Source organism: Bradyrhizobium sp. WBOS07, from assembly GCF_024585165.1.
GTDB lineage: Bacteria > Pseudomonadota > Alphaproteobacteria > Rhizobiales > Xanthobacteraceae > Bradyrhizobium > Bradyrhizobium japonicum_B.
Genome location: NZ_CP029008.1, coordinates 5,024,117 through 5,049,767 on the forward strand (window position 1 = coordinate 5,024,117; position 25,651 = coordinate 5,049,767).

Here is a 25,651-nt window from a genome sequence, read left to right on the forward strand (position 1 = left end):
CCCAAGACTCCGTTTTCTCAGAATTTTTACAGTAAAATCAATAATTTGAATGGTGTTCAGCCCATGGCACGGTTCTTGCGAATCCGTTAATCGCAGGCGGCCGTGGGGCCGTTTCGCAGCGTTTTTCACGTCTGCGTCAGGGAGATGAGACACTCATGCTTAGCAAATCTACTCACGATATAGCGGCATCATTTAGCCGCCGCGGCGTGCTCGCCGCGACCGCTGGACTGGTGCTCGGTCTGGCTTCATTGACTGGCGCGAAGGCCGCGGACGACACCATCAAGGTCGGCGTGCTGCACTCTCTGTCCGGCACCATGGCGATCAGCGAAACCACGCTGAAGGACACCATCCTCTTCCTGATCGACGAGCAGAACAAGAAGGGCGGCGTTCTCGGCAAGAAGCTCGAAGCCGTCGTGGTCGACCCCGCGTCGAACTGGCCGCTGTTCGCCGAGAAGGCGCGCGAGCTGATCACCAAGGACAAGGTCTCGGTCGTGTTCGGCTGCTGGACCTCGGTGTCGCGCAAGTCGGTGCTTCCGGTGTTCAAGGAGCTCAACAGCATCCTGTTCTACCCCGTGCAGTACGAGGGCGAGGAGAGCGAGCGCAACGTGTTCTATACGGGTGCGGCGCCGAACCAGCAGGCGATCCCCGCCGTCGACTACCTGATGAAGGAAGAGAAGGTGAAGCGCTGGGTGCTCGCGGGCACCGACTACGTCTATCCGCGCACCACCAACAAGATCCTGGAGGCCTATCTCAAGTCCAAGGGTGTCGCCCAGGAAGACATCATGATCAACTACACGCCGTTCGGTCACTCCGACTGGCAGACGATCGTGGCCGACATCAAGAAGTTCGGCTCGGCCGGCAAGAAGACCGCGGTAGTCTCGACCATCAACGGCGACGCCAACGTTCCCTTCTACAAGGAGCTCGGCAACCAGGGCATCAAGGCGAAGGACATCCCGGTGGTGGCGTTCTCGGTCGGTGAGGAAGAGCTCGCCGGCATCGACACCAAGCCGCTGGTCGGCCATCTCGCCGCCTGGAACTACTTCCAGTCGATCAAGTCGCCGGAGAACGAGAAGTTCATCAAGGCGTGGCAGGCCTACACCAAAAATCCGAAGCGCGTGACCAACGATCCGATGGAAGCGCACGTGATCGGCTTCGACATGTGGGTCAAGGCGGTCGAGAAGGTGAAGTCGACCGATCCCGACAAGGTCATCGACGCTCTCCCGGGCATCGAAGCCAAGAACCTGACCGGCGGCACCTCCAAGATGCTCCCGAACCACCACATCACCAAGCCAGTGTTCATCGGCGAGATCAAGGGCAACGGCCAGTTCGACGTGGTCTGGAAGACCCCGAGCCTCGTCGCGGGCGATGCCTGGTCGAAGGAGCTCGATGGCTCCAAGGACCTGATCGGCGACTGGGTCGGCAAGAAGTGCGGCAACTTCAATACCAAGACCAACAAGTGCCTCGGTTCCGGCTCCTGATCCGGATCTGACACGCCATTGCGCGACCGGAGAAGGCGGCGATCCCGCCGCCCTCTCCACCCATTTCTGCCGGGGTCATTCACAGTGCCAGCCTATTTGTCCGCGCGCCTCTGCTCGCTTGCGCTCTCGCTATTGCTGATCGCGTTTGCGCTGCCGGCCTTCGCCGGTCCGTTCGAGGACGGAGTCGCCAAATTCGCCAATGACGATTTCTCCGACACGGAAGAGGCGATCGGCACGGTCGCGGGCAGCGGCAACAAGCTGGCCTTCCCCATCATCAGCGCGCTCCAGGACGGCCGGTTGATGGCCGATCCGGACAGCAAGAAGGTTTACGTCACCGGTACCGACGGCAAGTCGATCGACGCCGCGACCGGCGAGGCGGTGGCCAGCGTTCCCGATAGTGCGAGCGCGGTGCGCCTCAACAACCGTCTGCGCCGCAGCGTCGATGCCGCGATCGGCAGCCTGACGCTGCAATCGCCGGATGTCGGAACGCGCCTGCAGGCCGCGCAATCGGTCTTCAAGTCGCACGAGGAGACGGCGCTCGATGCGGTCGATGCCGCGCTCGCCAAGGAAGGCAACAGAGCGGTCAAGACGGCCCTCGGTGAGGCCCGCGCCGCCATCCTGCTGTTCAAGTCCGATGCGACCGAAGTCGAGAAGCTCGAGGCCGTGGCCACGCTCAAGGCGCGCGGCGACCAGGACGCGCTGGCGCTGCTCACCGGCATGGGCGACCAGCCGGCCTCGGTGACCAAGGCGGCCGCGAGCGCGATCGGCTCGATCCAGAGTTCGCTCGCGGTCTGGTCCATGGTGCAGAACGCCTGGTACGGCCTCTCGCTCGGCTCGGTGTTGCTGCTCGCCGCGATCGGGCTCGCCATCACCTTCGGCGTGATGGGCGTGATCAACATGGCGCATGGCGAGATGGTGATGCTCGGGGCCTACACCACCTTCGTGGTGCAGGAGGTGATCCGCACCCGCTATCCCGGCCTGTTCGACTATTCGCTGCTGATCGCCGTGCCGCTCGCCTTCCTCGTCGCCGGCGCAATCGGCGTCTTGATCGAGCGCAGCATCATTCGCTTCCTCTACGGCCGTCCGCTGGAGACGCTGCTGGCGACCTGGGGTCTCTCGCTGGTGCTGCAGCAGGCGGTGCGCACCATGTTCGGCCCGACCAACCGCGAGGTCGGCAATCCCTCCTGGATGAGCGGCGCGTTCGAGCTCGGCCAGATCACCATCACCTATAATCGGCTCTGGATCCTGCTCTTCACGCTTGCCGTGTTCGCGATCCTGCTCGCGATGCTGCGCTACACCGCGCTCGGCCTCGAGATGCGCGCGGTGACGCAGAACCGACGCATGGCGGCCTCGATGGGCATCGCGACCTCGCGCGTCGACGCACTGACCTTCGGTCTCGGTTCGGGCATTGCCGGCATCGCCGGCGTGGCGCTGTCGCAGATCGACAATGTCAGCCCCAATCTCGGCCAGAGCTACATCATCGACAGCTTCATGGTCGTGGTGTTCGGCGGGGTCGGCAATCTCTGGGGCACGCTGGTCGGCGCCTTCACGCTCGGCATCGCCAACAAGTTCCTGGAGCCGGTCGCCGGCGCCGTGCTCGGCAAGATCGCCATCCTGGTCCTCATCATCCTGTTCATTCAAAAGCGGCCGCGCGGCCTGTTCGCGCTCAAGGGCCGTGCGGTGGAAGCATGACCCCTCACATGCTGACGCGATCGCTGGACCGCAGCGCGACGATCTTCCTTGCCGTCGTCGCGGCCTGCGGCATCCTCATCCCGCTGTCCAACCTGCTGCTGCCCGCGGGCTCGTTCCTGCAGGTGCCGACCTATCTGGTCGCGCTCTGGGGCAAGTATGTCTGCTACGCGATCCTGGCGCTGTCGATCGACCTGATCTGGGGCTATTGCGGCATCCTATCGCTCGGTCACGGCGCGTTCTTTGCGCTCGGCGGCTATGCGATGGGCATGTACCTGATGCGGCAGATCGGCACCCGTGGCGTCTACGGCAACCCGATCCTGCCCGATTTCATGGTGTTCCTGAACTATTCGAAGCTGCCCTGGTACTGGTACGGCTTCGACATGTTCTGGTTCGCGGCCCTGATGGTGCTGGTCGTGCCGGGGCTGCTCGCCTTCTGCTTCGGCTGGCTCGCCTTCCGTTCCCGCGTCACCGGCGTGTATCTGTCGATCATCACGCAGGCGATGACCTATGCGCTGCTGCTCGCCTTCTTCCGCAACGATTTCGGCTTCGGCGGCAACAACGGCCTGACCGACTTCAAGGACATCCTCGGTTTCAACGTCCAGGCCGAGGGGACGCGAGCTGCCTTGTTTGCGTTGAGCTGCCTGGCGTTGATCGCCGGCTTCCTGATCTGCCGCGCCATCGTCTCATCGAAGCTCGGCAAGGTGCTGATCGCGGTGCGTGACGCGGAATCGCGGACGCGCTTCCTCGGCTACCGGGTCGAATCCTACAAGCTGTTCGTGTTCACGGTGTCGGCCTGCATGGCCGGCGTCGCCGGCGCGCTGTACGTCCCGCAGGTCGGCATCATCAATCCATCCGAGTTCGCGCCGGGCAATTCGATCGAGGCGGTGATCTGGGTCGCGGTCGGCGGCCGCGGCACGCTGGTCGGCGCCGCGCTCGGCGCCGTCGTCGTCAACTACGCCAAGACGTTCTTCACCTCGGGCGTGCTGGCGCCGTACTGGCTGTTCATGCTGGGCGCGTTGTTCATCCTGGTGACGCTGCTGCTGCCCAAGGGCATCGTCGGCACTTTCAACGCCTGGTGGGACCAGTCCAAGGAAAAGCGCAACGCCGCGACCATGGCGAGCGCCGCGGCCGAGGACGGCGTCACCGAACCCAAGATGGCGGAGTAGGCGCACATGAACGTCATGGACAGCCGCACCACATCCGCAATGCTCTATCTCGACGGCGTGCACGTCTCGTTCGACGGCTTCCACGCCATCAACAATCTGTCGCTGACGCTCGAGCCCGGCGAGATGCGCGCCATCATCGGTCCGAACGGCGCCGGCAAGACCACGATGATGGACATCATCACCGGCAAGACCAAGCCTGACGAGGGGACGGTTCTGTTCGACGGCGTCACGGATCTGACGCGGCTGGACGAGACCCGCATCGCCGAGCTCGGCATCGGCCGCAAATTCCAGAAACCGACCGTGTTCGAGAGCCAGACGGTGCACGACAACCTGCTGCTGGCGCTCAACGTCGACCACAGCGTCAAGGGCACGCTGTTCTGGCGCGGCAGCAAGGCCGAGTCCGAGCGCATCGACAAGGTTCTGGAGACGATCCGCCTTACCGACGCCCGCAACCGCCTTGCCGGCAGCCTCAGCCACGGCCAGAAGCAATGGCTGGAGATCGGCATGCTGCTGGCGCAGGATCCCAAGCTGCTGCTCGTCGACGAGCCCGTCGCGGGGATGACCGACGTCGAGACGCATCTGACCGCCGAGCTGCTGAAAGAGATCAACAAGACCCACACCGTGATGGTGGTCGAGCACGACATGACCTTCGTGCGCGAGCTCGGCGTCAAGGTCACCTGCCTGCACGAGGGCACAGTGCTGGCAGAAGGAACCATCGACCAGGTCTCGTCCAACGAGCGGGTCATCGAAGTCTATCTGGGGCGCTGAGCGATGCTTGAGGTTAAGAACATCAACCTGTTCTACGGCGCCGCCCAGGCGCTGCGCGGCGTCTCGATCTCGGCCGAGCCGGGCAAGGTCACCTGCGTGCTCGGACGCAACGGCGTCGGCAAGACCTCGCTGCTGCGTGCCATGGTCGGGCAATATCCGATCTCGTCGGGTGCCATCGTGCTCGACGGCAGCGACATCACGGGCCTGAAGCCCTATGAGCGCGCCCGCAAGGGCATCGGCTTCGTGCCGCAGGGCCGCGAGATTTTCCCGCTGCTGACGGTCGAGGAGAACCTCAAGACCGGCTTCGGCCCGCTCAAGCGCGAGGACAGGCACATTCCGGACGACGTGTTCTCGCTGTTTCCGGTGCTGCAATCGATGCTGGGCCGGCGGGGCGGCGATCTCTCCGGCGGCCAGCAGCAGCAGCTCGCGATCGGCCGCGCGCTGGTGATGCGGCCGAAGCTGCTGCTGCTGGACGAGCCGACCGAAGGCATCCAGCCCTCGATCATCAAGGACATCGGCCGCGCCATCTCGTATCTGCGCAACCTCGGCAACATCGCCATCGTGCTGGTCGAACAATATCTCGACTTTGCCTGCGAACTCGGCGACAGTTTCGCGGTGATGGATCGCGGCGCGGTGAAGTTCACCTGCGACCGCGCCAACCTCGACGCGAGCGAGATCAGCCGCCAGATGGCACTGTAGACGATCCTGCCGCGACCGGCTGGGGGGACGGATGCGCAGCGACGCTTTGGCGACATCTTCTGTGTTCGAGGCCAACCGCGCCCGCGGTGCCGTGCGCTTCGACGTGCACGCCCGCGAGGGCGTGACGCGGCGCGGCGCCTTGCATGAATCCGGCTCGCTCCGCGTCCGCTTTCCCTCGCCGGAGGATCAGGGCCTGTCCGGCGTGTTCGTCAACACGGCCGGCGGGGTTGCCGGCGGCGACAGTTTCGATATCGACGTCACGGCAGGCCAAGGCTCGCGCCTGACCTTGACCACCGCGGCCGCCGAAAAGGTCTATCGCGCACCGGGGCCGACGGCGCAGCTCAACATCGCTTTGCAGGTCGGCGCAGGGGCGCATCTGTCCTGGCTACCGCAGGAAACCATCCTGTTCGACCGCGCCCGGGTGCAGCGCCGTTTCGACATCGCGCTCGACGAGGCCGCCTCGCTCCTGCTCTGCGAGATCGTCGTGTTCGGCCGCACTGCCATGGGCGAGCGGATGGAGCAGGGCGAGTTCGTCGATCGCTGGCGGCTGAGGCATGGCGGCAAGCTGGTATTCGCCGAGACGGTCCGGCTCGACGGCAACATCGGCGCCAAGCTCGCGCGATCGGCCATTGCCAAAGGCGGCGCCGCGATCGGGACGGCCCTGATCGTTCCCGGCGACGAGATCCTGGTCGAGCGTATCCGCGAAGCGTCGGAATCCTTCGCCGGCGAGGTCGGAATCTCGGCCTGGAATGGCTTTGCAATGGCGCGGTTCTGTGCCCAAGATGCGGCGCGTTTGCGCGCCGACATGATGGCTGTGCTGGCGCGCACCGGCGCGGCCCTGCCGCGGCTCTGGCTGAATTGAATGCTGAACTGACGAGTTGAACGGAAGAGATTCTGCATGAACCTGTCTCCCCGCGAAAAGGACAAGCTTCTGATCTCGATGGCGGCCATCGTGGCGCGCCGCCGGCTGGACCGCGGCGTCAAGCTCAACCATCCCGAGGCGATCGCCATCATATCCGACTTCATCCTCGAAGGCGCGCGCGACGGCCGCACCGTGGCCGAGCTGATGCAATCCGGCGCGCAGGTGCTCACCCGCGATCAGGTGATGCCCGGAATCCCCGAGATGATCCACGACATCCAGGTCGAGGCGACGTTTCCTGACGGCACCAAGCTCGTCACCGTGCACGAGCCGATCCGTTGAGACACGACGCTATATCAACACCGTCATGCCCGGGCTCGTCCCGGGCATCCACGACCTTCGAACCAGGTGGCTCCACGTGGATGGCCGGGACAAGCCCGGCCATGACGCAGCAGAGCAAGACGAGGTAGCACATGATCCCCGGCGAACTCTTCATCCAGGACGGCGAGATCGAGCTCAATGCCGGCCGCAAGACCGTGACGCTGACGGTGGCCAATACCGGCGACCGCCCGATCCAGGTCGGCTCGCACTACCATTTCTTCGAGACCAACCCGGCGCTGAAATTCGACCGCAAGAAGGCGCGCGGCATGCGCCTCGACATCGCGGCCGGCACCGCCGTCCGCTTCGAGCCCGGCCAGACCCGCGACGTGCAACTCGTCGCCTTGGCGGGAAAGAAGACCATCTACGGCTTCCGCGGCGATGTGATGGGGAAGCTGTGAAGCGATGCTTTCGATGTCTGCGGAGCCCCGAGGACGAGTTTCGCCAACGGCGGTGAGCCGGACGTTCGCTTGGCCGGTCCACCGAGGCCTTGCTGCCATTCTCCTCTGTCTTTCTTTCCCCTCCACCGGCTATGGCGAAGACGGCTGGCAGTGGCGCGTGAACAAGATAAGCGACGGACGATTGTTGCTTGCTTTCACAGAAACCGAGGCGACTGACGAGTTGGGATCTGTGTGGTTCTACTGTCAGCCGGCATCCGGTTCTATCGAAGTTTTCAAAGCCGCCAATGATAGCGAGCGCAAGGTCCTTGCCGACTTCATTCGATCGAACACCTATCCAAAGGTGCAGCTCGAAGGTGAAGCATCGATCGTCGAGCCGTTGTTTTCGGAGGCTGGCGGCTGGGAGTATCGTTTCCGGGTTAAAGCAGACGGTGCATGGTTCAACAAGTTCAAGCAAACTGGCCGGATCGGATACAAGCTTGGATCAGGGGTGGCGGACTATGGAAAGGATCCGATCGCAAGGTCCGGCCTGAAGAAGGTTGCTGAGTTTCAGGCACAGTGCCTGAGGTCCGGCACCTCAGAGGAGACAAAAGCTCAACGATGACCTTTAAAGACCATCGTGCTCGTGCAGCAGCCAAGGCGTTCTACTGTAATCGGGAGGACTGAATATGCTGTCTGCCGTTCGCCTCATCTCCGAAGCTGCCGAGTTCGCCGCGCAGCGCCACAACGGCATGGCGCGCAAGGGGCGTGGCAACGAGCCCTACATCAATCATCTCGCCGAGGTCGCGAACCTGCTTGCAACCGCAACTGATGGTGCCGACGCGGAGCTCGTGGCAGCCGGCTGGCTGCACGACACCATCGAGGACACCGACACCACGCGCGAGGAGCTCGCGCAGAGATTTTCCGAGCGCACCGCCTCGCTCGTCGCCGAATGCACCGACGACATGAGCTTGCCGAAAGCGAAGCGGCGGCAGAAGCAGATCGAGGACGCGCCGCACAAATCGCCGGGCGCCAGGCTGATCAAGATCGCCGACAAGATCAGCAATACGGGCGCGCGCATTCAAACCGACCCGAGTGCCGCGGAGCGCGCGGATCTCGCCGACTACATCGAATGGGCGACGCAGGTCGTGGCGGGCTGCCGCGGGGACAATGCGTGGCTCGACGAAAGATTCGATGATGCCGTCAAAGCAGCGAGGGCGTTGCTGTGACCACCCAAACATTCAAAAGCAAGCGGGGCTCGTGATGTCCGTCAAGATGAAGCGTTCCGTCTATGCCGACATGTTCGGCCCGACCACCGGCGACAGGGTGCGGCTCGCCGACACCGACCTCATCATCGAGGTCGAGAAGGATTTCACCACCTATGGCGAGGAGGTGAAGTTCGGCGGCGGCAAGGTGATCCGCGACGGCATGGGCCAGTCACAGGTCACCAACAAACAGGGCGCGGCCGATACCGTCATCACCAATGCGTTGATCGTCGATCATTGGGGCATCGTCAAGGCCGACGTCGCCATCAAGGACGGGATGATCGCAGGCATCGGCAAGGCCGGCAATCCCGATATCCAGCCCGGCGTCACCATCATCATCGGTCCCGGCACCGACGTGATCGCGGGCGAAGGAAAGATCCTCACCGCCGGCGGCTTCGACAGTCACATCCATTTCATCTGTCCGCAGCAGATCGAACACGCGCTGATGAGTGGCGTCACCTCGATGCTGGGCGGCGGCACCGGTCCCTCGCACGGCACCTTCGCCACCACCTGCACGCCGGGACCGTGGCATATCGCTCGGATGATCCAGTCGTTCGACGCCTTCCCGGTCAATCTCGGCATCTCCGGCAAGGGCAACGCCTCGCGGCCCGCAGCGCTGGTCGAGATGATCAAGGCCGGCGCCTGCGCGCTCAAGCTGCACGAGGACTGGGGCACGACGCCGGCTGCGATCGACAATTGCCTGTCGGTTGCCGACGCGCACGACATCCAGGTGATGATCCACACCGACACGCTGAATGAATCCGGCTTCGTCGAGGATACCATCAAGGCCTTCAAGGGCCGCACCATCCACGCCTTCCACACCGAAGGCGCCGGCGGCGGCCATGCGCCTGACATCATCAAGGTCGCCGGGCTGAAGAACGTGCTGCCGTCCTCGACCAACCCGACGCGCCCCTTCACCCGCAACACCATCGACGAGCATCTGGACATGCTGATGGTGTGCCACCATCTCGATCCCTCGATTGCGGAAGACCTGGCCTTCGCCGAAAGCCGCATCCGGAAAGAGACCATCGCAGCCGAGGACATCCTGCACGATCTCGGCGCGCTCTCGATGATGTCCTCGGACTCGCAGGCGATGGGCCGCCTCGGCGAGGTCATCATCCGGACCTGGCAGACCGCCGACAAAATGAAGAAGCAGCGCGGGTCCCTGCCGCAGGACAAGGGCAAGGACAACGATAATTTCCGCGTCAAGCGCTACATCGCCAAATACACGATCAATCCGGCGATCGCCCACGGCGTGTCGAAGCTGATCGGATCGATCGAGAAGGGCAAGCTCGCCGATCTCGTGCTGTGGTCGCCGGCCTTCTTCGGCGTCAAGCCGGACTGCATCGTCAAGGGCGGCACGATCGTCGCTGCTCCGATGGGCGATCCCAACGCCTCGATCCCGACGCCGCAGCCGGTGCACTACCAGCCGATGTTCGGCGCCTTCGGCAAGGCGCGCACGGCCTCGTCGGTGGTGTTCACCTCGAAAGCCGCAATTACCGGTGGTCTGGCGCGAAAGCTCGGCATCGAGAAGAAGCTCTATGCCGTCCAGAACACCCGTGGCAGGATCTCCAAGAAGAGCATGATCCACAACGACGCCACGCCCGACATCGAGGTCGATCCGGAGACCTACGAGGTGCGCGCCGACGGCGAGCTGCTCACCTGTGCACCCGCCGAGGTGCTGCCCATGGCACAGCGTTATTTCATGTACTGAAATAGCGCCTCGACGCATGTCCCCGGCGGGTGTCCGGGGACCGCTTTTTGCGGTTTTGCGTTCGGTCCCGCCTGGTCTAATGTCCGCCCGGTATTGAACCCCAAAAGAAAAGCCGGGAGGATTTCTCGTGATCTATGTCGTCGCCACCCTGACCATCAAGCCCGAGACGCGCGCCGAATTCATTGCAGCGGCCACCGCCTGCATCAAGGAGACGCGGAAGGAGCCCGGCAATATCGCCTACGATATGCACGAGAGCGTCACCGATCCTGCCAAGATGGTGTTCGTCGAGCAGTGGGAGAACGCCGAGGCGCTGGTGCCGCATCGTGGCATGGAGCATATGAAGACGTTCGGCCGCGTCGCGGTGAAGTGCTTCACGGCGCCGCCGAAGATCGAGGTGATCACGCCCGAGAAGGTCGAGACACGGTAAAGAGGTAGAGCATGATCCGGGCGACGCAGGTTTGGGGACAGCACCGCTTCACGGAAGCGCCGGCGGATACGGTCGTGCTCGATTTCGATGATCGGCACCGCCGTCGCATGGCGATGACGGGCACGCGGGGGCTCGAATTCCTGCTCGACCTCGAGCACGCCACAGCGCTCCGCGGCGGCGATGCGCTGGTGCTCGAGGACGGCCGCCTGGTCGAGGTGGTCGCAGCGCCCGAGCCGCTGCTGGAAATCCGCGGCCGCGATCCGCATCACCTCATTCGTGTCGGCTGGCATCTCGGCAACCGCCATCTGCCGACCCAGATCATGGCGAAAGCTTTGCGCATTCGCCGCGATCACGTCATCGAGGCCATGGTGAAGGGCCTCGGCGCGCGTGTGATCGAGATCGAAGCGCCGTTCGATCCCGAAGGCGGTGCCTACGCCGATGCCGGTCACGCGCATGGTCACGACGACCACGCGCATCACGATCACGGCCATCATCATGATCATGGCCACGATCACCATGATCACCACGGCCACCATGGTCATGCCTCACATGACCACGGTCACGACCACCACCATCACCACGACGAGCATTGCGACCATCCTGAACACCACGGCCACAAGCATGCTCATGACCACAAATGAGCCGATCAGCGCCGGGGGCCTCGACGAGGCCGAGGCGGCGGCGCTGTATCGGCTGATGACCTGGCTGTCGCCGGCATTCCCGGTCGGCGGCTTTTCCTATTCCAGCGGCATCGAATGGGCGGTCGAGGCGGGCGACATCGTCGATACCGCAACGCTGGCCGACTGGCTCGACGCGATGCTTGGTGACGGCTCCGGCTTTTGCGATGCGACGTTCCTGGTCCATGCCTATCGCGCCGCGGAGGCGGATGAGAAGGCCGCTTTGAACGACATCGCCGAGCTGGCCGCGGCCTTCGTCCCCTCGCGTGAGCGACAGCTGGAGACGAGCTCGCAAGGCCGTGCCTTCATCGACATCGCCCGCGCCGCGTGGGATGCCGACGGGCTGGATGCCATGGTTGCGGCATGCCGCACGCCGATGGTCTATCCTGTCGCCGTCGGCGTCGTCGCGGCTCAGCACGGCGTTCCGCTGGCGCCGACGCTGCACGCGTTCCTGCATGCGCTGGTCTCGAACTGGATTTCCGCGGCCAGCCGTCTCGTCCCGCTCGGCCAGACCGACAGCCAGCGCGTGCTGGTGCGACTGGAAGCCGCCGTGGCCGCGACTGCGAATCGGGCGCTGAACGCGACCTTGGACGACCTCGGCAGCGCGACCTTCCGCGCCGACCTCGCCAGCTTGCGGCACGAGACACAATATACGCGGCTGTTCCGGTCGTGAGCGCGCCGCGCCTTTAACCCTTCGAGAGAGAGCGAGTTGCATGTCGAAATCTCACGGCCCGTTGCGAGTCGGCGTCGGCGGTCCAGTCGGATCGGGCAAGACCCAGCTGATGGACCTGCTCTGCAAGGCCATGCGCGAGCGCTATGACATCGCCGCGATCACCAACGACATTTACACCAAATGGGATGCGGAATTCCTGGTGCGCTCGGGCTCGCTGACGCCGGACCGCATCGCCGGCGTCGAGACCGGCGGCTGTCCGCACACCGCGATCCGCGAGGATGCCTCGATGAATCTGGCTGCTGTCGCTGACATGCGCGCCAAATTTCCCGGGCTCGATCTCGTGCTGATCGAGTCCGGCGGCGACAATCTCGCTGCCACCTTTTCCCCGGAGCTCGCCGACCTCACCATTTACGTGATCGACGTCGCCGCCGGGGACAAGATCCCCTCCAAGGGCGGCCCCGGCATCACCCGGTCCGATCTTCTGGTCATCAACAAGATCGACCTCGCCCCCCATGTCGGCGCCTCCCTGGAGAAGATGGACACGGACGCCAGGCGCATGCGCGGCGAGCGTCCTTTCGTCATGACCAACCTGAAGAAGAGCCAGGGGCTCGAGCGCATCGTCGGCTTCATCGAGGCCAAGGGCGGCTTGAAACGGGCAGGCTGACGGCGCGACCACTTGGCGTACGCTTATTTCGCCGTTAACCTCGCCGTCGAGCCGCAACGACGGAACAAATTTCGGACACGGCGATTGATTACCTCCGGCGCCCCGGGCAGTCCGTCATGGCCGGACCGGACGGATTAAGCTTTTCAGGCGACCTACGTTGCGTACCGATGTCTCCTCCTTCATTATCTCCGCCACTGGAGTCCATCCTGTTTCGGCACATGGCCGTTCGATCGGCGTTCATATGCTCCCTGTTTGTTGCCGACCTCCTGCATTGGCCTGAGTAGTCGCGTGGTCCGGCTGGGTTTCATCATCGGTTTCATCGCGCTGCTTGGAGCCCTGCTCTCCGGGCTTGCAGCCTATCGCGTCCACGACCAGGAATTGGCGCTGGACCGGATCGCGCTCGCGCGCGCGATCGACGTTCATGCCAGCCTGGTCCAGGACCGGCTCACCGAGCGCGAGCTGCTCGCGCGCGTTGCCTCGGGCCTGTTCCGCAGGCCGTCCGTGATCAATCCGAACATGCTGGAGCCGCTGCGCTCGGCCATCTACGCCTTCAAGACGGATTTCGTCGTGGCCGGCTGGATCGCGCGGCTGAAGCCGGACGAGCTGACCGCGGCGCAGGATGCCATTGCGGGCGCCGGCTTCCCGAATCCGAAAATCCGCAGCTTTGACGACAAGCCGATCAATCCGGCCGAGATCACCTCGCCGATCGACGTGCTGCTGGATCTCGAGCCGCGCAGTGACGAGACCAAGGCCCTGCCGGGCCGCAGTTACGACCAGGACCCGGTTCGCAGCGCCATGCTGACGCGCGCCAGGACCGAGAAGAAGTCTGTGGCTTCGGACCCGGTTCCGCTGTTGCACGCGAACGGGCCCGTGGGCGTCATTGTGGCTGCGCCCGTCATTCCCGAAGGGGCGACCGAGCCGGCCGGTTTCATCACGTTCTCCTACGAGCTGGCCACGCTGATGTTGACCAACGACGACATGTCGTTGTTCTCGGTCGCACTCAGGGATCCGCGCAAGGAAGGCGGCGAGCTGATCTCCAACGACCAAGGCGTGGTCTCGACGCGCAGCGTGGCGGACGGACCGGCACCGTCGGCGATGCGCACGGTGAGCTTCGGTGGCCGCGATTGGCAGCTCGGCTATTACGCCAAGACCAACTCGGTGCGCCGTGCCGAGCAGACCGCGATCATCGTGGCGGCCATCGGCTTTGCGATCACTGCGATGGTGTGCGGTCTGTTCGGCTATGTTGCCTACAACAATCTGCGGCTCAGTCGGGAAATTCAGGTCAGGATCGGCTTCGAGCGCCGGTTGACCGCGGTGATCGACGAGCTCAACCACCGGGTCAAGAACATCCTGGCGGTGATCCAGTCGATCGTGACGCGCACCTTGCGCCATGGCGCGGACATCGACGTCGCCCGCGAGCTCCTGATCGGGCGCATCCACGCCATGTCCAACGTGGTCTCGCTGCTCAGCGAGAGCCAGTGGCAGGGCGTGAAGCTCAAGGGCCTGTTCGAGGCGCGTGCGATCCCGCATGCCGACCGCATCGCCGTCACCGGTCCCGATATCGCGGTCAGCGCGCGCGCGGCGCAGAGCCTGTCGCTGCTGTTCTTCGAGCTCGCCTCGCATTCCGACGAAGGTCTGTCGCTGGTTGGAAAGCATCCGCACATCACTGCGAATTGGACGGTGACGGGCGAGGGCAGCGAGGAGATCTTCAATTTTCGCTGGGAGGAGTTCAACACCAGCGAAGCGACCCGCCGCCCCGATTCCGATTTCGGCCTGATCCTGCTCGACCGTGTCGCCCCCGAGGCGCTCGGCGGCACCGCCAAGCGCTATTTCACCGACGTCTCCTACGTCTATGAGCTGACCGCTCCGATGGAGACGGTGGTCGACATGACCGAACGCGACCGCACGGACAAGATCTCGGCTCCGGTGCGGCCTGCGCGCGGCTAAGCTTTCGGCCGCAAGATCAGATCGACCAGATTGCGCGCGTAGCCGGGCGTGATCGGCGCGATGCCGAAGACGTAGCGGTAGAACAGGCTGCCGTAGATCGCGTCGTAGAGGTCCTCAGCCGGGCCTTCGGCCAGGATGCTGCCGTCGTGCTGGCCCAAAGCGATCATCTCCACCAGCGCGTCGCGACGGAATTGCAGATAGCGGGCGTAGAACAGTTCGGCGGAGCCGGTCTTGGAAATGCATTCGGAGATGACGGCGAGCTGCACCTTGCCGAACTCGCCCTGGAGCGCCTCGGCATAGGCCGCGGCGTGACGGCGCGCGCGGGCGGCGGGGCTGCCGGAGCTCGCCGGGGGCAGCGGCAGCATCTGCGCCGCATGTCGAAGAAAGGCGTCGATCACGAGCGCCTCGCGGGACGGCCACCATTTGTAGATCGTCATCTTGGAGACGCCGGAATGGCGGGCGACGGCGTCGATGGTGGTGGCCGCAAGGCCGGTGGACGCCATCAACGCATAGGCGCTTTCGAGAATGGCGTTGCTGGTCTCGATCGATCGCGGCCGGCCGCGCCGGGGGGCGCTGTCGGCCCCGTCACCCCCGCCATTCGCCGTCACCACACTTGGTCTCCTCGCGCACCCCGCTCTTGCTCCGGGATAGCGCAGCCGCGGCGGCCGGCCTAGGGAAATCGCGCTAAAGCGCGATGCGATCAGGCTGCGCGCTTTTGCGGATCATAGTCTAAGCCCCCCTGCCGCAACGCCTCGGGCAGATCCTGCCACTTCGACCAGGCGACGTAATAGGCCACCGCGGTCATTGCGGCGAATCCGGCGAGGCTCACCACGATCTGCATCGCCACCAGATTGGCGCTGGTGATCAGGATGAGATGCCCGGCAAAGGACAGGAATACTCCGACGCAGAACACCGCAAGCCATTCCTCGCCAGATCTGATGACCGCCTGGAGCGGCTTCAAACTCAGGCCGGGGTGATCGGCCGGAATGAGATGGGTCGCGAGGAAGGCGAGTGCGAGGAAGTGAACCACGCGATAGGGCGCGAGATTTTCCTTGTCGGTCGGCGCGATGCCGGCGAGGAGAAGGTCCGGCAAGTAATGGGACAATTGCGGCGAATGGCGCAGCAAGGTGACGGCCATCGCGAATATCAGATAGGTCGCGGCGAGTATCCGTAGCCAGGGCATGTCGCGTAGCGCCCGCCTCGATGCACCAGTCACGGCGAACCAGCCTCCGAGCACCATCAGCATCTGCCAGCACAGCGGGTTGAAGGTCCATTCCTGATCCGGAGAGACCCGGAAATTCCAGTCGAACCAGCGCGCGGCAAGATACAGCGCGACCGATGCCGCCAGCGTCACGTTCGGCCTCCGCAACAGCCCCCACAGGGCCAAGGGAAAGAAGGCCATCAGCGGGATCATCAATTGCAGGAGATCGAGGTTCAGCGGCTCCTCCTGGAGCACGAGGCCGCGGACCAGGATGCGCAGCGGGTGCTCGAGGATTCCCGAGATGTTGTATTGGTGGATGATTTCCGGCGCCATCGACTGCGAGGCAACGTAGGCGATGGTGGCGATGTAGATCACGAACAGCACGACATAGGCCGCATAAAGCCGCCAGACGCGACGGAAGATGCGTGTTGCAGCGACGAGATAGCCGCGCTCCAGCGCGATCCGGCCGTAGATGACCGCGACGCCATAACCGACCACGAAGACGAACAGGTCGGCGGCGCCGCTGAAACCGAAGTTGCGCAGCGTCAGCAGGTTGACGATGTTGTTCGGGATGTGGTCGACGAAAACCGACCAATTGGCGATGCCGAGCGTCAAATACAACCTGGCGTCATGACGGAATGCGGCAAGATTTGCCTGGACGGACGGTTTCATTGAGTAAATTAGCTTTGAGAATCAGGGTGACGCTTTTAGCGGCAACCAGCGGCTCGTCCGAGTAGCGTTTGCGTGAGTGATGGTCGGGCGCTCAAAACGATGCAAGATTAGGCGATTGAACGCCGCCGCGGGCTCGCCCCCCGCGAAATTTTGACGTGTGCCGTCCTTACTCGGCCGGTTCGGCCGCCGCCTCGTCGGGCATGCCGGCGCGGCTCGCGAGGATGCCGAGGGCGACGCCGCCGATCGCCAGGATCGGCAACAGCCGCTTGACGCCGATGGCGCGAACGATCTGGAGCCCGGTGGCGAGCAGCATGGGGTCCGCGAACATGCTCGAGGCCGCCGTCTTCGCGGCGCGCTCGGCCGCGATCTGGGCTTGCTTGCGCAATTCGCGCTTGTAGGCCCAGTAGCTCAGTGCTGCGGCCAGGGTCAGGAGGAAGAAAACGCCGGCTCCTGCGAGGCAGGCTTGCACCGGACCGTAATTGTTGAGCACGGAGATGAATGCAGCCGCGCACAGGAAGCACGTGGTGATGAACAGCGCGAACGCCGCACCCACGGCCAGGGAGGTCAGCCGCACGGTCGTGCCGGTGGATGCACTGATCCCGTCGATGATGCGCTGAAACATGGCCTTGCTCCTCAAATCCCCAACAGCCTGTCCGTCCACAAGCCGGCATCGGCGGCGCGGTAACGCCGCCGTTCCATGTGCGCTCGCGTGTTTTACCGGCGCCAGGCGGCTCCGATCAGGAAGCCGATCCCGAGCGCGAGTCCGACGGTCGCAAGCGGCCGCTGCGTGATCGCGTCTTCGAGCGTCTCCTCGATCGATCCATAGGCCTCCTGGGCCGCGCCCATCATCGCACTGCCGCGCTCCGACATGTCGTCCATCGCGGTGTCGACATTCTCGCGCGCCTGGCGGTAGCCGCGGCGGGCCTGCTTGCTGGTGGAATTGGCGAAGGTGTTGAGCGCGTCGGTGATCTGGTCGGTCAGGGCGGCGATATCGCTTTTCACGGCTGCTACATCCTTTTCGAGGCGTTCTCTGGTGGCTTTGTCGGTCCAGTCTTTCATCCCGGCTTCGGCACTGGTCGTGGACATCGGGAGCTCCGAACTGTTGACGGCTGCGATAGCCGGAAAACGTTTCGTCACCGGGGAAGTTCCGTTCACGGAAACCGGTCAGTCCCGCGGCAGCTGCGGCGAATCCGCCGGCAACAGGTGCTCCTTGAGGATCAGCGCCACGATCAGGAGCGGCGACGACAGGAACGCGCCCATCGGACCCCACATCCAGGTCCAGAAGGCCAGCGCAAGCAGGACAGCAAGGGCATTCAGCGCCAGCCGCCTGCCGATGATGGTCGGGGTGATGAAGTGCCCTTCCAGAAAGGTGAGACCGCCGAAGGCCAGGGCCGCCATCAGGCCGCCGCTGATGGTCGGAAAGGCAACTAACCCGACCACGACCAGCACGACGAACATGGCGACCGGCCCGATGATCGGGATGAAGTTGAGCGTCGCTGCGAGCGCACCGAGCCCGGCCGGATTGGGCATGCCGGTGAGCGCGCAGATGAGACCGGTGGCGACGCCGACGCCGACGTTGATGAGCGTCACTGTCAGGAGATAATTGCCGAGATGCTCCTCGATCTCGTTGAGGATCCGGAGCGTGCGAAGCCGTGCGTCATGGCCGCCGAAGTTCATGATCATGGCGCGCCGCAGGTCGCGCCAGCTGGCGATGAAGAGGATCAGGGTGACGAAGAACAGCAGGAATTCGGTGAAGGTCGGTGACAGGAATTCCAGCGTCGGCTGCACCCACTCGACCTTCGGCATGTGGATGCTCGGCAATCCTTCGGAGCCGCCGAGCATGGCTTGCGTCTCCCGCCACAGCGAAAGCGGCCGGTCGAACACGTGCAGCTTGTCCTTCAACCGCGCGCCGAGCTCCGGCAGGCGCGTGCTCCACTCGATTGCCGGCGAGGCGATCAGCGCCACGACGAAGGCGACCACGGCGGTCCCGGCAGCCACGATCAGAACGGCCCCGACCGCGCGCGGGACCTTGTACCGCTCCAGGAAGCCCGCCGCGGGCGACAGCATGGTGCCGGTGACGAAGGCCATCACCACAGGCAGGAAGAAGGCCCTTCCGACGTAGAGCACGGTGACGACGGCAATCAGCAACAGGCCGGCGAGAGCAAAGGCGACGAACTCGGTGCGGCGGATCACCGGCGGCAGCTCGACACGGCTGTCGGGAAGCGGGTCGCCTGCGCTGTTGCCGGGAATCAAACTCTCGCTTGGAAGGACGCGCACAATCTCTCTCCCGCACGGAAGCCTCGCACCGCGCGCCCATTGGTGACGGATAATGCGCGAGCCGGACCGCGGTTCCATCGCGGCTTCGTGAAGTGCTGCTCGCTTGACTGTGACAGGGAAGCCGCGCGCCGTGTCGGAACCTGGATCGCCCCCGCGGAGTTCATGGGACAGCGCATCACCCTGATGCACACATCCCACGGGGCAGCACATGACAAAGTTCTCTGCAGTCCGTCGCAGCTCGTCGCCGCGCGTCGTCACCGCATTCGCCTTCGCAACGTTCCTGCTCGGGGTGCCGTTCGGCGGCGCGAGCGCGCAAACGTACGGTTACAGCCCGATGCAGCCGCAATCCTACCCGCAGGATCAAGGCTACTCGCAGGGCTACGTGAACGAGGCGCCGCAGGCGGCCGAGGACGAAGATGCTCAGCTGCCCGATCGCCTGCGCAGGCAGATCGTCGGCTTCGACCGCAGCGAGCCCGCCGGCACCATCGTGATCGACACCAACAACACCTATCTCTACTACGTGCTCGGCAACGGCCGCGCCATTCGCTACGGCGTCGGCGTCGGCCGCGAAGGTTTTACCTGGTCCGGCGTGCAGAGCGTCAGCCGCAAGGCGGAGTGGCCGGACTGGCACCCGCCGGCGGAGATGATCGCGCGTCAGCCCTATCTGCCGCGCTTCGTCGCCGGCGGCCCAGGCAACCCGCTTGGCGCGCGTGCGATGTATCTCGGCTCCAGCCAATACCGCATCCACGGCACCAACGATCCCTCCACGATCGGCAAGTTCGTCTCCTCCGGCTGCATCCGCATGACCAACGAGGACGTCGTCGACCTGTTCGGCCGCGTCAATGTCGGCGCCAAGGTCGTGGTGCTGCCGAAGAATGCGCCGCTGATGGCCAGGGACGGCGACCCCGTGCGCAAGCGCCCGGCCGTGACGACGCTGCCTTCGGGCAGGCACGCGCTGAATATCTCGGCGTCGTCGGCCGTGAACTAGGGTTTGAGTGAGGCGACATGAGCAGAGGTATGAACGGCAAGCTCGCTGCCGGTCTGGCAATCCTGGTGGTTGCTGCCGGCGGCGTGGCGCAAACCCCAGCGGCGCATGCGGAGGATTTCTTCTCGGCCCTGTTCGGTGGCTTCCGACGGCCGCCGCCCGAGATCCGGATGCCGTTCCCCAACGACGACATGCGGTATGAAGCCCCGCGCCAGCGCGCCGCCTATGGTGGCGGCACGGCCTATTGCGTGCGCGGTTGCGATGGCCGCTACTTCCCGGCGCAAGGCAATGATGCCGAGAGCAAGGCGCAATCCTGCAAGAGCTTCTGCCCGGCGTCCGAGACCTCGCTGGTGTATGGCGGCAACATCGACGACGCCACCACCGACAAGGGAAAATCCTATTCCGAATTGCCCAATGCCTACCGCTATCGCAACGAGATCGTCTCGGGCTGCACCTGCAACGGCAAGGATTCCGTCGGGCTGGCGCAGGTCAAGGTCGAGGACGATCCGACGCTGCGCAAGGGCGACATCGTTGCCGGCGCCGATGGTCTTGTGGTTGCCAGCCGCAATGCCAACGACCGCCGCGGCGGCGTCGCGATGAACTTCTCGCCGCTGCCGGACTCGGTGCGCGCCAGATTCCGCCAGGTGCCGGTTGTGGCGAAGGAGTAAGCGGAGCGCGTATTTGCTCGAAATGGCAATGGGTTGCAGCACTGGAACCAGCGCAACCGTCAGGCGTTAGGATAGCGGTCGCAATTTGTCTGAAGGGGGTCCCGCGATGCTGGTGGGCGTGCTCGTCACTTTTCTCGTCGTCATTCTCGTCCTTTATCTCATCAACATGCTGCCGATGGATGGTCGCGCCAAGCAGATCGCGCGTGTGATCGTCATCATCATCGGCATCGTGTCCTTGTTGAAATATCTCGCGGTATTCTAGCCCAGGGTACGGGCTACACCTCAAAGCAGAAGCCCCGGCGTGAGCCGGGGCTTCTTTTGCGTCCGCTTCAGTGCAGCGATTTGAGCCAGTCGTCGACGTCCTGCCGAACCTGGTCCTTGGCCTTGCCGTAGCGTTCCTGGAGCCGGCCCTCGAGCTGCTCGCGACGGCCCTCGATCAAGCTGAGGTCATCGTCAGTGAGCTTGCCCCATTTCTCCTTGGCCGAGCCCTTGAACTGCTTCCAGTTGCCTTCGATTCGATTCCAATCCATGACCATCTCCCGTGGGTTGATGGCCTGACAACGCAAGCGCCGCGCGGCCTGTTCCGCCTGCCGCGGCGTTTCGCCCAACGAAGAAGCCCCGGCTCACGCCGGGGCTTTTGTCATTCAACTGATCGTGCTCAGGCCAGCGCCCCTTTATCCAAGGGCCTCTTTATCTAAGGGCCTTGGCCTCGCGGCGGCGCGCGGTGAGGATGTATTCGGTGTAGCCGTTCGGCTGCTCGCGCCCCTTGAAGATAAGATCGCATGCGGCTTTGAAGGCGACGCCGTCGAAGGCGGGCGCCATCGGCCTGTAGATCGGATCGCCGGCGTTCTGCTTGTCGACGACGACTGCCATGCGCTTCAGCGATTCCATCACCTGCGCCTCGGTGATGACGCCCTGGTGCAGCCAATTGGCGAGATGCTGGCTCGAGATGCGCAAGGTGGCGCGGTCCTCCATCAGGCCGACATCGTGGATGTCGGGGACCTTGGAGCAGCCGACGCCCTGGTCGATCCAGCGCACGACGTAACCGAGAATGCCCTGGCAGTTGTTGTCGATCTCCTGCTTGACGTCGTCAGGCGCCCAGTTCGACTTCGACACCGGAATGGTGAGGATGTCCGAGAGCTTGGCGCGTGGCCCGCCCTTGGCGAGCTCCTCTTGCCGCGCGGTCACGTTGACCTGGTGGTAGTGCAGCGCGTGCAGCGTCGCCGCGGTCGGAGAGGGCACCCAGGCGGTGGTGGCGCCGGCCTGCGGATGACCGAGCTTCTGTGCCAGCATGTCCGCCATCTTGTCGGGGGCGGCCCACATGCCCTTGCCGATCTGGGCGTGGCCGGGCAGGCCGCAGGTCAGGCCCATGTCGACGTTCCAATCCTCATAGGACTTGATCCAAGCCTGCGCCTTCATCTCGTTCTTGCGGATCATCGGGCCCGCTTCCATCGAGGTGTGGATCTCATCGCCAGTGCGGTCGAGGAAGCCGGTGTTGATGAACATGATGCGCTTGGAGGCGCGCTGGATGCAGGCCTTGAGGTTGACAGTGGTGCGCCGCTCCTCGTCCATGATGCCGACCTTGATCGTGTTCTCGGGCAGGCCCAGCATCTTCTCGACGCGGTCGAAGATCTCGCAAGTCAGCGACACCTCGTCCGGGCCGTGCATCTTCGGCTTGACGATATAGGCCGAGCCGGTGCGGCTGTTCTTGACCTTGGAATTGCCCTTGAGGTCGTGGATGGCGAGCAGGCCGGAGACGGCGGCATCGAGCAGCCCTTCGGGAATCTCCTCGCCCTTCTCGTCCAGCACCGCGTCGGTGAACATGTGGTGACCGCAATTGCGCATCAACAGCAGGCTGCGGCCGTGCAGCTTGAGCTCACCCTTGCCGTCGGGTGTCTTGTAGAGGCGGTCGGCGTTGAGCGAGCGCGTCAGCGTCTTGCCGCCCTTCTCGAAGTCGGCCGACAGCGTGCCATTCATCAGGCCCAGCGTGTTGCGGTAGACCAGCACCTTGTCCTCGGCATCGACCGCGGCAACCGAGTCCTCCATGTCGAGGATGGTTGAGACGGCGGCCTCCATGATCATGTCGGCGACGCCGGCCGGATCGTCCTTGCCGATCGCGCTGCTGCGGTCGATCTTGACCTCGACATGCAGGCCGTTGTTGACGAGCAGCACCGCGCTCGGGGAAGCCGCATCGCCCTGGAAGCCGGCGAACTGCGCGGCGTTCTTCAGCGCGGTGGCGTTGCCGCTCTTCAGCTTCACCGCGAGCTGGCCCGCGACGACGCTGTAGGCGGTGACGTCGGTGTGGCTGCCGGTCGCGAGCGGCACGGCGGCATCGAGGAACGCCTTGGCCTTGGCGATCACCTTGTCGCCGCGCGCCTTGTTGTAGCCCTTGCCGCTTTCGGACGGATCGTGCGGGATCGCGTCGGTGCCGTAGAAGGCGTCATAGAGCGAGCCCCAGCGCGCGTTTGCCGCGTTCAGCGCGTAGCGCGCATTGGTGAGCGGCACGACGAGCTGCGGGCCGCAGATCTTGCCGATCTCCTCGTCGACATTGGCGGTCTCAACCTTCTGGGTCGCGGGCTCCGGGACGAGATAGCCGATCTCCTTCAGGAAGGCGGTATAGGCGTTGAGGTCGAACGCCTTGCCCTTGTTGGCACGGTGCCAGTCGTCGATCTTGGCCTGCAGCGTGTCGCGGAAAGCCAGCAGCGCACGGTTCTTCGGCCCCAGGTCCCTGACGATGGCCGCAACCCCGGCCCAGAACGCATCCGGTGCGATCCCCGTTTTCGGGGCCGCTTCCTTGGCGATGAAATCAAACAGAACAGGGGCGATCTTCAATCCGTGGGCGTCGACGCGTTTCATGATGGGCTTTCTTGTTGGAAATGGCTGTTTTTGGCTGCTTTTGACCCGACAGCAGCAAAATGCGCCCACGAGGGGCGGCTTTCGGGGCCCTATTAGCCCCAAAACCGGGGCGGTGAGAAGACCTCCATAAGTTGTCAAAATGTCAAGCAGAGGTGGGGCCCAGGCACCGCTGTCATTCCCCGCGAAGGCGGGGAATCCAGTACACCGCGGCTTTTCCGTATCCCAACGCTGTCTCTGGAATACTGGGTCGCCCGGTCAAGCCGGGCGACGACAGCGGGGGTGGGGCGCCTTCAAATATTCGCCGCGAGGTCCACGGCCTCGTCGAACAACACGCCAGTCGTCTTCAGCATGCGCTCGATCTCGTCGGCGGCCTCGGCGACCGTCCGAGTCGAGGTGTCGATCACGAGCTCGGCCGCTTGCGGCGCTTCGTAGTCGTTGCCGATGCCGGTGAACGAGGCCAGCGCGCCGGCGCGCGCCTTCTTGTAATGGCCCTTGGGATCGCGCTCCTCGCATATTTCGGCAGGCGTCGCGACGTGGATCTCGCGGAACACGGTGTCGGCGATGCGGCGCGCACTCGCGCGGTCCTCGCGGGCCGGCGAGACCGCGGCGACGATGGCGATGTGGCCGTTGCGGGCGAGATGCGTCGCGACTTCGGCGAGGCGCCGGATGTTCTCGCTGCGGTCCGCGGCGGAGAAGCCGAGATCGCTGTTGAGGCCGGCGCGCAGCGTGTCGCCGTCGAGCAGGATCGGCGAGCCGCCGTTGCTGAACAGCCGCCGCTCCAATGCCTTGGCGAGCGTCGATTTGCCGGAAGCGGGCAGGCCGGTGAGCCAGACCACGGCACCGTTGTGCCGATAGCGCGCGGAGCGTTCGTCCGGACGCAGGGCCGATTCCACCGGTACGATGTCGACAGGCACGGCACGCTGGCCGGCATCGACGGACAGCACCAGGCCGCCGCCGGCGATGCGTCCGGACACCTCGATCACGAGCCGGCCGGTACGCGGGTTCTCGGTGTAGGGATCGGTGGCAATCGGATTCGAAAGAGAGATATCGATCTCGCCGACATGGTTGCGGCCGATCGCCTTGTTCTCGCTGCTTTCGAGCTCGCCTGGATCGACCGCCTTCTCGATCGCCACCACGGTGGCGCGGCTTTCCTTCGGTCCGCAGCGAACCAGCAGCTGGTCGCCCTTGGCGAGCGGCTTGTCATGCAGCCAGAAGATGCGTGCACGCAGGCGCCGCGTCTCGCGCGGAGCGCTGCCGGCATGCGCGACGATGTCGCCGCGCTCGATGAACAATTCGCGGTCGAGCGTGATGCCGACCGAACGGCCGGCGCCTTGCCGCCCCGCGACCGGCGTCGCCGGCCAGCTCTCGACCGTCCTGATCCGGGCGATCTTGCCGGCGGGCATGATCACGATCTCGTCGCCGGCCTTGAGGCTGCCGGATTCGATGCGGCCCGCCACGATGCGGCGGTCGTCGAACTTGTAGATCGCCTGCACCGGCAGCCGCAGCGCCAGCGCTTCCAGCGCCCGCGCCGGCTCGAGCCTGTCGAGCGCCTCGACCACGGTTGGACCCTTGTACCAGCCGATCCGGCCGGTCCGCTCGGCGACACCGTCGCCGTCGCGGGCGGAAATCGGAATCACGGCCGTGGGCGTCACGCCGAGGCCGCTCAGATGCGCGGAAATCTCGTCGCTGATCTCCTTGAAGCGATCGGCGGAGAAGTCGACGCGGTCCATCTTGTTGACGACGATCGCGACCTGCTTCACGCCGAGCAGATGCAGCAGGTAGCCGTGCCGCCGTGTCTGGTCGCGCACGCCTTCCAGCGCGTCGATGATCAGCACCGCGCCGTCGGCCTGCGAGGCGCCGGTGATCATGTTGCGCAGGAATTCGGCGTGGCCGGGCGCGTCGATCAGCACGATGTCGCGCGAGTTGGTGCGGAAGCGGATCTGCGTGGTGTCGATGGTGATGCCCTGGTCGCGCTCGGTCTGCAGCGCATCGAGCAGGAACGACCATTCGAACGGCATGCCGCGCCGCGCGCTGACGGCTTTCAGCATGTCCAGCTTGCCGTCGGGCAGGCTGCCGGTCTCGTGCAAGAGGCGGCCGACCAGCGTCGACTTGCCGTGGTCGACATGGCCGACGATGACGATGCGTACTTGCGGACGGGTGGTGCCGTTCGGGGTCGCAGGCGAAGCGGGGGTGACGAGCATGTTCATG

Annotated in this window: 27 protein-coding genes; 19 read left to right on the plus strand and 8 right to left on the minus strand. The window is 64.6% G+C overall.

Annotated elements, in window-relative coordinates; translation table 11 throughout:
• The first annotated feature begins 155 nt into the window (after positions 1 to 155).
• The 16 genes from urtA (at position 156) to DCM79_RS24025 (ending at position 14,784) form a co-directional block, all read left to right on the plus strand.
• Positions 156 to 1,478, plus strand: coding sequence for an urea ABC transporter substrate-binding protein (gene urtA, locus DCM79_RS23950; protein WP_257176631.1), 1,323 nt, complete (start codon positions 156 to 158; stop codon positions 1,476 to 1,478).
• Between the two features lie 84 nt (positions 1,479 to 1,562).
• The gene (gene urtB / locus DCM79_RS23955) at positions 1,563 to 3,170 is read left to right on the plus strand and encodes an urea ABC transporter permease subunit UrtB (protein WP_257176632.1); all 1,608 of its coding nucleotides are present in this window, start codon (positions 1,563 to 1,565) and stop codon (positions 3,168 to 3,170) included.
• Positions 3,167 to 4,336 (plus strand): urea ABC transporter permease subunit UrtC, encoded by a 1,170-nt coding sequence (urtC, locus tag DCM79_RS23960; RefSeq protein WP_257176633.1) that lies wholly within the window; start codon positions 3,167 to 3,169, stop codon positions 4,334 to 4,336. Before urtB ends, urtC begins: the two co-directional genes overlap by 4 nt.
• A gap of 6 nt (positions 4,337 to 4,342) precedes the next feature.
• Positions 4,343 to 5,104, plus strand: coding sequence for an urea ABC transporter ATP-binding protein UrtD (urtD, locus tag DCM79_RS23965; protein WP_257176634.1), 762 nt, complete (start codon positions 4,343 to 4,345; stop codon positions 5,102 to 5,104).
• 3 nt (positions 5,105 to 5,107) lie between these two features.
• On the plus strand, positions 5,108 to 5,803 hold the full coding sequence (gene urtE, locus DCM79_RS23970) for an urea ABC transporter ATP-binding subunit UrtE (protein ID WP_257176635.1): 696 nt from the start codon (positions 5,108 to 5,110) through the stop codon (positions 5,801 to 5,803).
• A 31-nt stretch (positions 5,804 to 5,834) separates the two neighbouring features.
• The gene (locus DCM79_RS23975) at positions 5,835 to 6,665 is read left to right on the plus strand and encodes an urease accessory protein UreD (RefSeq protein ID WP_257176636.1); all 831 of its coding nucleotides are present in this window, start codon (positions 5,835 to 5,837) and stop codon (positions 6,663 to 6,665) included.
• Positions 6,666 to 6,701: 36 nt separating this feature from the next.
• Entirely contained in the window at positions 6,702 to 7,004 is a 303-nt protein-coding gene (locus tag DCM79_RS23980; RefSeq protein WP_007605424.1) for an urease subunit gamma, read from the plus strand.
• A gap of 131 nt (positions 7,005 to 7,135) precedes the next feature.
• Complete coding sequence (locus tag DCM79_RS23985) at positions 7,136 to 7,441, plus strand: urease subunit beta (protein WP_025576653.1); 306 nt, start codon at positions 7,136 to 7,138, stop codon at positions 7,439 to 7,441.
• Positions 7,442 to 7,493: 52 nt separating this feature from the next.
• Entirely contained in the window at positions 7,494 to 8,042 is a 549-nt protein-coding gene (locus DCM79_RS23990; RefSeq protein WP_257176637.1) for a hypothetical protein, read from the plus strand.
• Between the two features lie 64 nt (positions 8,043 to 8,106).
• Positions 8,107 to 8,646: an HD domain-containing protein gene (locus DCM79_RS23995; RefSeq protein WP_257176638.1), complete on the plus strand. Its 540-nt coding sequence runs from the start codon at positions 8,107 to 8,109 to the stop codon at positions 8,644 to 8,646.
• Between the two features lie 34 nt (positions 8,647 to 8,680).
• The gene (gene ureC, locus DCM79_RS24000) at positions 8,681 to 10,396 is read left to right on the plus strand and encodes an urease subunit alpha (RefSeq protein ID WP_257176639.1); all 1,716 of its coding nucleotides are present in this window, start codon (positions 8,681 to 8,683) and stop codon (positions 10,394 to 10,396) included.
• A 127-nt stretch (positions 10,397 to 10,523) separates the two neighbouring features.
• Positions 10,524 to 10,823, plus strand: coding sequence for a putative quinol monooxygenase (locus tag DCM79_RS24005; RefSeq protein WP_257176640.1), 300 nt, complete (start codon positions 10,524 to 10,526; stop codon positions 10,821 to 10,823).
• 11 nt (positions 10,824 to 10,834) lie between these two features.
• A complete protein-coding gene (locus DCM79_RS24010; RefSeq protein WP_257176641.1) occupies positions 10,835 to 11,464 on the plus strand; it encodes an urease accessory protein UreE in 630 nt (209 codons plus the stop codon).
• Positions 11,445 to 12,173 (plus strand): urease accessory protein UreF, encoded by a 729-nt coding sequence (locus tag DCM79_RS24015; RefSeq protein ID WP_257180834.1) that lies wholly within the window; start codon positions 11,445 to 11,447, stop codon positions 12,171 to 12,173. Before DCM79_RS24010 ends, DCM79_RS24015 begins: the two co-directional genes overlap by 20 nt.
• A gap of 40 nt (positions 12,174 to 12,213) precedes the next feature.
• Positions 12,214 to 12,837, plus strand: coding sequence for an urease accessory protein UreG (ureG, locus tag DCM79_RS24020; protein WP_257176642.1), 624 nt, complete (start codon positions 12,214 to 12,216; stop codon positions 12,835 to 12,837).
• Between the two features lie 288 nt (positions 12,838 to 13,125).
• Positions 13,126 to 14,784, plus strand: a complete 1,659-nt coding sequence (locus DCM79_RS24025; RefSeq protein ID WP_257176643.1) for an HWE histidine kinase domain-containing protein — start codon at positions 13,126 to 13,128, stop codon at positions 14,782 to 14,784.
• Here DCM79_RS24025 and DCM79_RS24030 read toward each other — a convergent pair.
• The 5 genes from DCM79_RS24030 to DCM79_RS24050 all read right to left on the minus strand — a co-directional run bounded on the left by DCM79_RS24030 (position 14,781) and on the right by DCM79_RS24050 (position 18,934).
• Positions 14,781 to 15,395 carry a TetR/AcrR family transcriptional regulator gene (locus DCM79_RS24030; protein WP_257176644.1) on the minus strand — a complete coding sequence of 205 codons (615 nt, stop codon included), beginning with the start codon at positions 15,393 to 15,395 and terminating at the stop codon, positions 14,781 to 14,783. The two genes, DCM79_RS24025 and DCM79_RS24030, sit on opposite strands and share 4 nt — an antisense overlap.
• An 89-nt stretch (positions 15,396 to 15,484) precedes the next feature.
• Complete coding sequence (locus tag DCM79_RS24035) at positions 15,485 to 16,657, minus strand: OpgC domain-containing protein (protein WP_257176645.1); 1,173 nt, start codon at positions 16,655 to 16,657, stop codon at positions 15,485 to 15,487.
• A gap of 166 nt (positions 16,658 to 16,823) precedes the next feature.
• Positions 16,824 to 17,279 carry a hypothetical protein gene (locus tag DCM79_RS24040; protein ID WP_257176646.1) on the minus strand — a complete coding sequence of 152 codons (456 nt, stop codon included), beginning with the start codon at positions 17,277 to 17,279 and terminating at the stop codon, positions 16,824 to 16,826.
• A gap of 92 nt (positions 17,280 to 17,371) precedes the next feature.
• Positions 17,372 to 17,743 (minus strand): YqjD family protein, encoded by a 372-nt coding sequence (locus DCM79_RS24045; RefSeq protein ID WP_028138509.1) that lies wholly within the window; start codon positions 17,741 to 17,743, stop codon positions 17,372 to 17,374.
• A gap of 78 nt (positions 17,744 to 17,821) precedes the next feature.
• On the minus strand, positions 17,822 to 18,934 hold the full coding sequence (locus DCM79_RS24050) for an AI-2E family transporter (RefSeq protein ID WP_257176647.1): 1,113 nt from the start codon (positions 18,932 to 18,934) through the stop codon (positions 17,822 to 17,824).
• A 208-nt stretch (positions 18,935 to 19,142) separates the two neighbouring features.
• On the opposite strand from DCM79_RS24050, the gene DCM79_RS24055 reads away from it, so the two are divergent.
• The 3 genes from DCM79_RS24055 to DCM79_RS24065 all read left to right on the plus strand — a co-directional run bounded on the left by DCM79_RS24055 (position 19,143) and on the right by DCM79_RS24065 (position 20,849).
• Positions 19,143 to 19,922 (plus strand): L,D-transpeptidase, encoded by a 780-nt coding sequence (locus DCM79_RS24055; protein WP_257176648.1) that lies wholly within the window; start codon positions 19,143 to 19,145, stop codon positions 19,920 to 19,922.
• Between the two features lie 17 nt (positions 19,923 to 19,939).
• Entirely contained in the window at positions 19,940 to 20,587 is a 648-nt protein-coding gene (locus DCM79_RS24060) for a DUF2865 domain-containing protein (protein ID WP_257176649.1), read from the plus strand.
• Between the two features lie 106 nt (positions 20,588 to 20,693).
• On the plus strand, positions 20,694 to 20,849 hold the full coding sequence (locus DCM79_RS24065) for a Thivi_2564 family membrane protein (protein WP_008546817.1): 156 nt from the start codon (positions 20,694 to 20,696) through the stop codon (positions 20,847 to 20,849).
• 67 nt (positions 20,850 to 20,916) lie between these two features.
• Here the strand turns inward: DCM79_RS24065 and DCM79_RS24070 are convergent, their stop codons facing one another.
• The 3 genes from DCM79_RS24070 to cysC all read right to left on the minus strand — a co-directional run bounded on the left by DCM79_RS24070 (position 20,917) and on the right by cysC (position 25,650).
• Positions 20,917 to 21,117 carry a CsbD family protein gene (locus DCM79_RS24070; RefSeq protein WP_164718867.1) on the minus strand — a complete coding sequence of 67 codons (201 nt, stop codon included), beginning with the start codon at positions 21,115 to 21,117 and terminating at the stop codon, positions 20,917 to 20,919.
• A gap of 160 nt (positions 21,118 to 21,277) precedes the next feature.
• Complete coding sequence (locus tag DCM79_RS24075) at positions 21,278 to 23,443, minus strand: malate synthase G (RefSeq protein WP_257176650.1); 2,166 nt, start codon at positions 23,441 to 23,443, stop codon at positions 21,278 to 21,280.
• A gap of 290 nt (positions 23,444 to 23,733) precedes the next feature.
• Complete coding sequence (cysC, locus tag DCM79_RS24080; RefSeq protein ID WP_257176651.1) at positions 23,734 to 25,650, minus strand: adenylyl-sulfate kinase; 1,917 nt, start codon at positions 25,648 to 25,650, stop codon at positions 23,734 to 23,736.
• Position 25,651 lies beyond the last annotated feature (1 nt).

Coding starts and splice junctions, on each gene's coding strand:
- DCM79_RS24035 (WP_257176645.1), bottom strand. CDS start 16,657: ATGAAACCGTCCGTCCAGGCAAATCTTGCCGCATTCCGTCATGACGCC.
- DCM79_RS24010 (WP_257176641.1), top strand. CDS start 10,835: ATGATCCGGGCGACGCAGGTTTGGGGACAGCACCGCTTCACGGAAGCG.
- DCM79_RS24060 (WP_257176649.1), top strand. CDS start 19,940: ATGAGCAGAGGTATGAACGGCAAGCTCGCTGCCGGTCTGGCAATCCTG.
- DCM79_RS23975 (WP_257176636.1), top strand. CDS start 5,835: ATGCGCAGCGACGCTTTGGCGACATCTTCTGTGTTCGAGGCCAACCGC.
- urtD (WP_257176634.1), top strand. CDS start 4,343: ATGAACGTCATGGACAGCCGCACCACATCCGCAATGCTCTATCTCGAC.
- DCM79_RS24045 (WP_028138509.1), bottom strand. CDS start 17,743: ATGTCCACGACCAGTGCCGAAGCCGGGATGAAAGACTGGACCGACAAA.
- urtE (WP_257176635.1), top strand. CDS start 5,108: ATGCTTGAGGTTAAGAACATCAACCTGTTCTACGGCGCCGCCCAGGCG.
- ureG (WP_257176642.1), top strand. CDS start 12,214: ATGTCGAAATCTCACGGCCCGTTGCGAGTCGGCGTCGGCGGTCCAGTC.
- DCM79_RS24065 (WP_008546817.1), top strand. CDS start 20,694: ATGCTGGTGGGCGTGCTCGTCACTTTTCTCGTCGTCATTCTCGTCCTT.
- DCM79_RS23980 (WP_007605424.1), top strand. CDS start 6,702: ATGAACCTGTCTCCCCGCGAAAAGGACAAGCTTCTGATCTCGATGGCG.
- DCM79_RS23985 (WP_025576653.1), top strand. CDS start 7,136: ATGATCCCCGGCGAACTCTTCATCCAGGACGGCGAGATCGAGCTCAAT.
- DCM79_RS24040 (WP_257176646.1), bottom strand. CDS start 17,279: ATGTTTCAGCGCATCATCGACGGGATCAGTGCATCCACCGGCACGACC.
- DCM79_RS24015 (WP_257180834.1), top strand. CDS start 11,445: ATGCTCATGACCACAAATGAGCCGATCAGCGCCGGGGGCCTCGACGAG.
- urtA (WP_257176631.1), top strand. CDS start 156: ATGCTTAGCAAATCTACTCACGATATAGCGGCATCATTTAGCCGCCGC.
- urtC (WP_257176633.1), top strand. CDS start 3,167: ATGACCCCTCACATGCTGACGCGATCGCTGGACCGCAGCGCGACGATC.
- DCM79_RS23995 (WP_257176638.1), top strand. CDS start 8,107: ATGCTGTCTGCCGTTCGCCTCATCTCCGAAGCTGCCGAGTTCGCCGCG.
- ureC (WP_257176639.1), top strand. CDS start 8,681: ATGTCCGTCAAGATGAAGCGTTCCGTCTATGCCGACATGTTCGGCCCG.
- cysC (WP_257176651.1), bottom strand. CDS start 25,650: ATGAACATGCTCGTCACCCCCGCTTCGCCTGCGACCCCGAACGGCACC.
- DCM79_RS24055 (WP_257176648.1), top strand. CDS start 19,143: ATGACAAAGTTCTCTGCAGTCCGTCGCAGCTCGTCGCCGCGCGTCGTC.
- DCM79_RS24075 (WP_257176650.1), bottom strand. CDS start 23,443: ATGAAACGCGTCGACGCCCACGGATTGAAGATCGCCCCTGTTCTGTTT.
- DCM79_RS24070 (WP_164718867.1), bottom strand. CDS start 21,117: ATGGATTGGAATCGAATCGAAGGCAACTGGAAGCAGTTCAAGGGCTCG.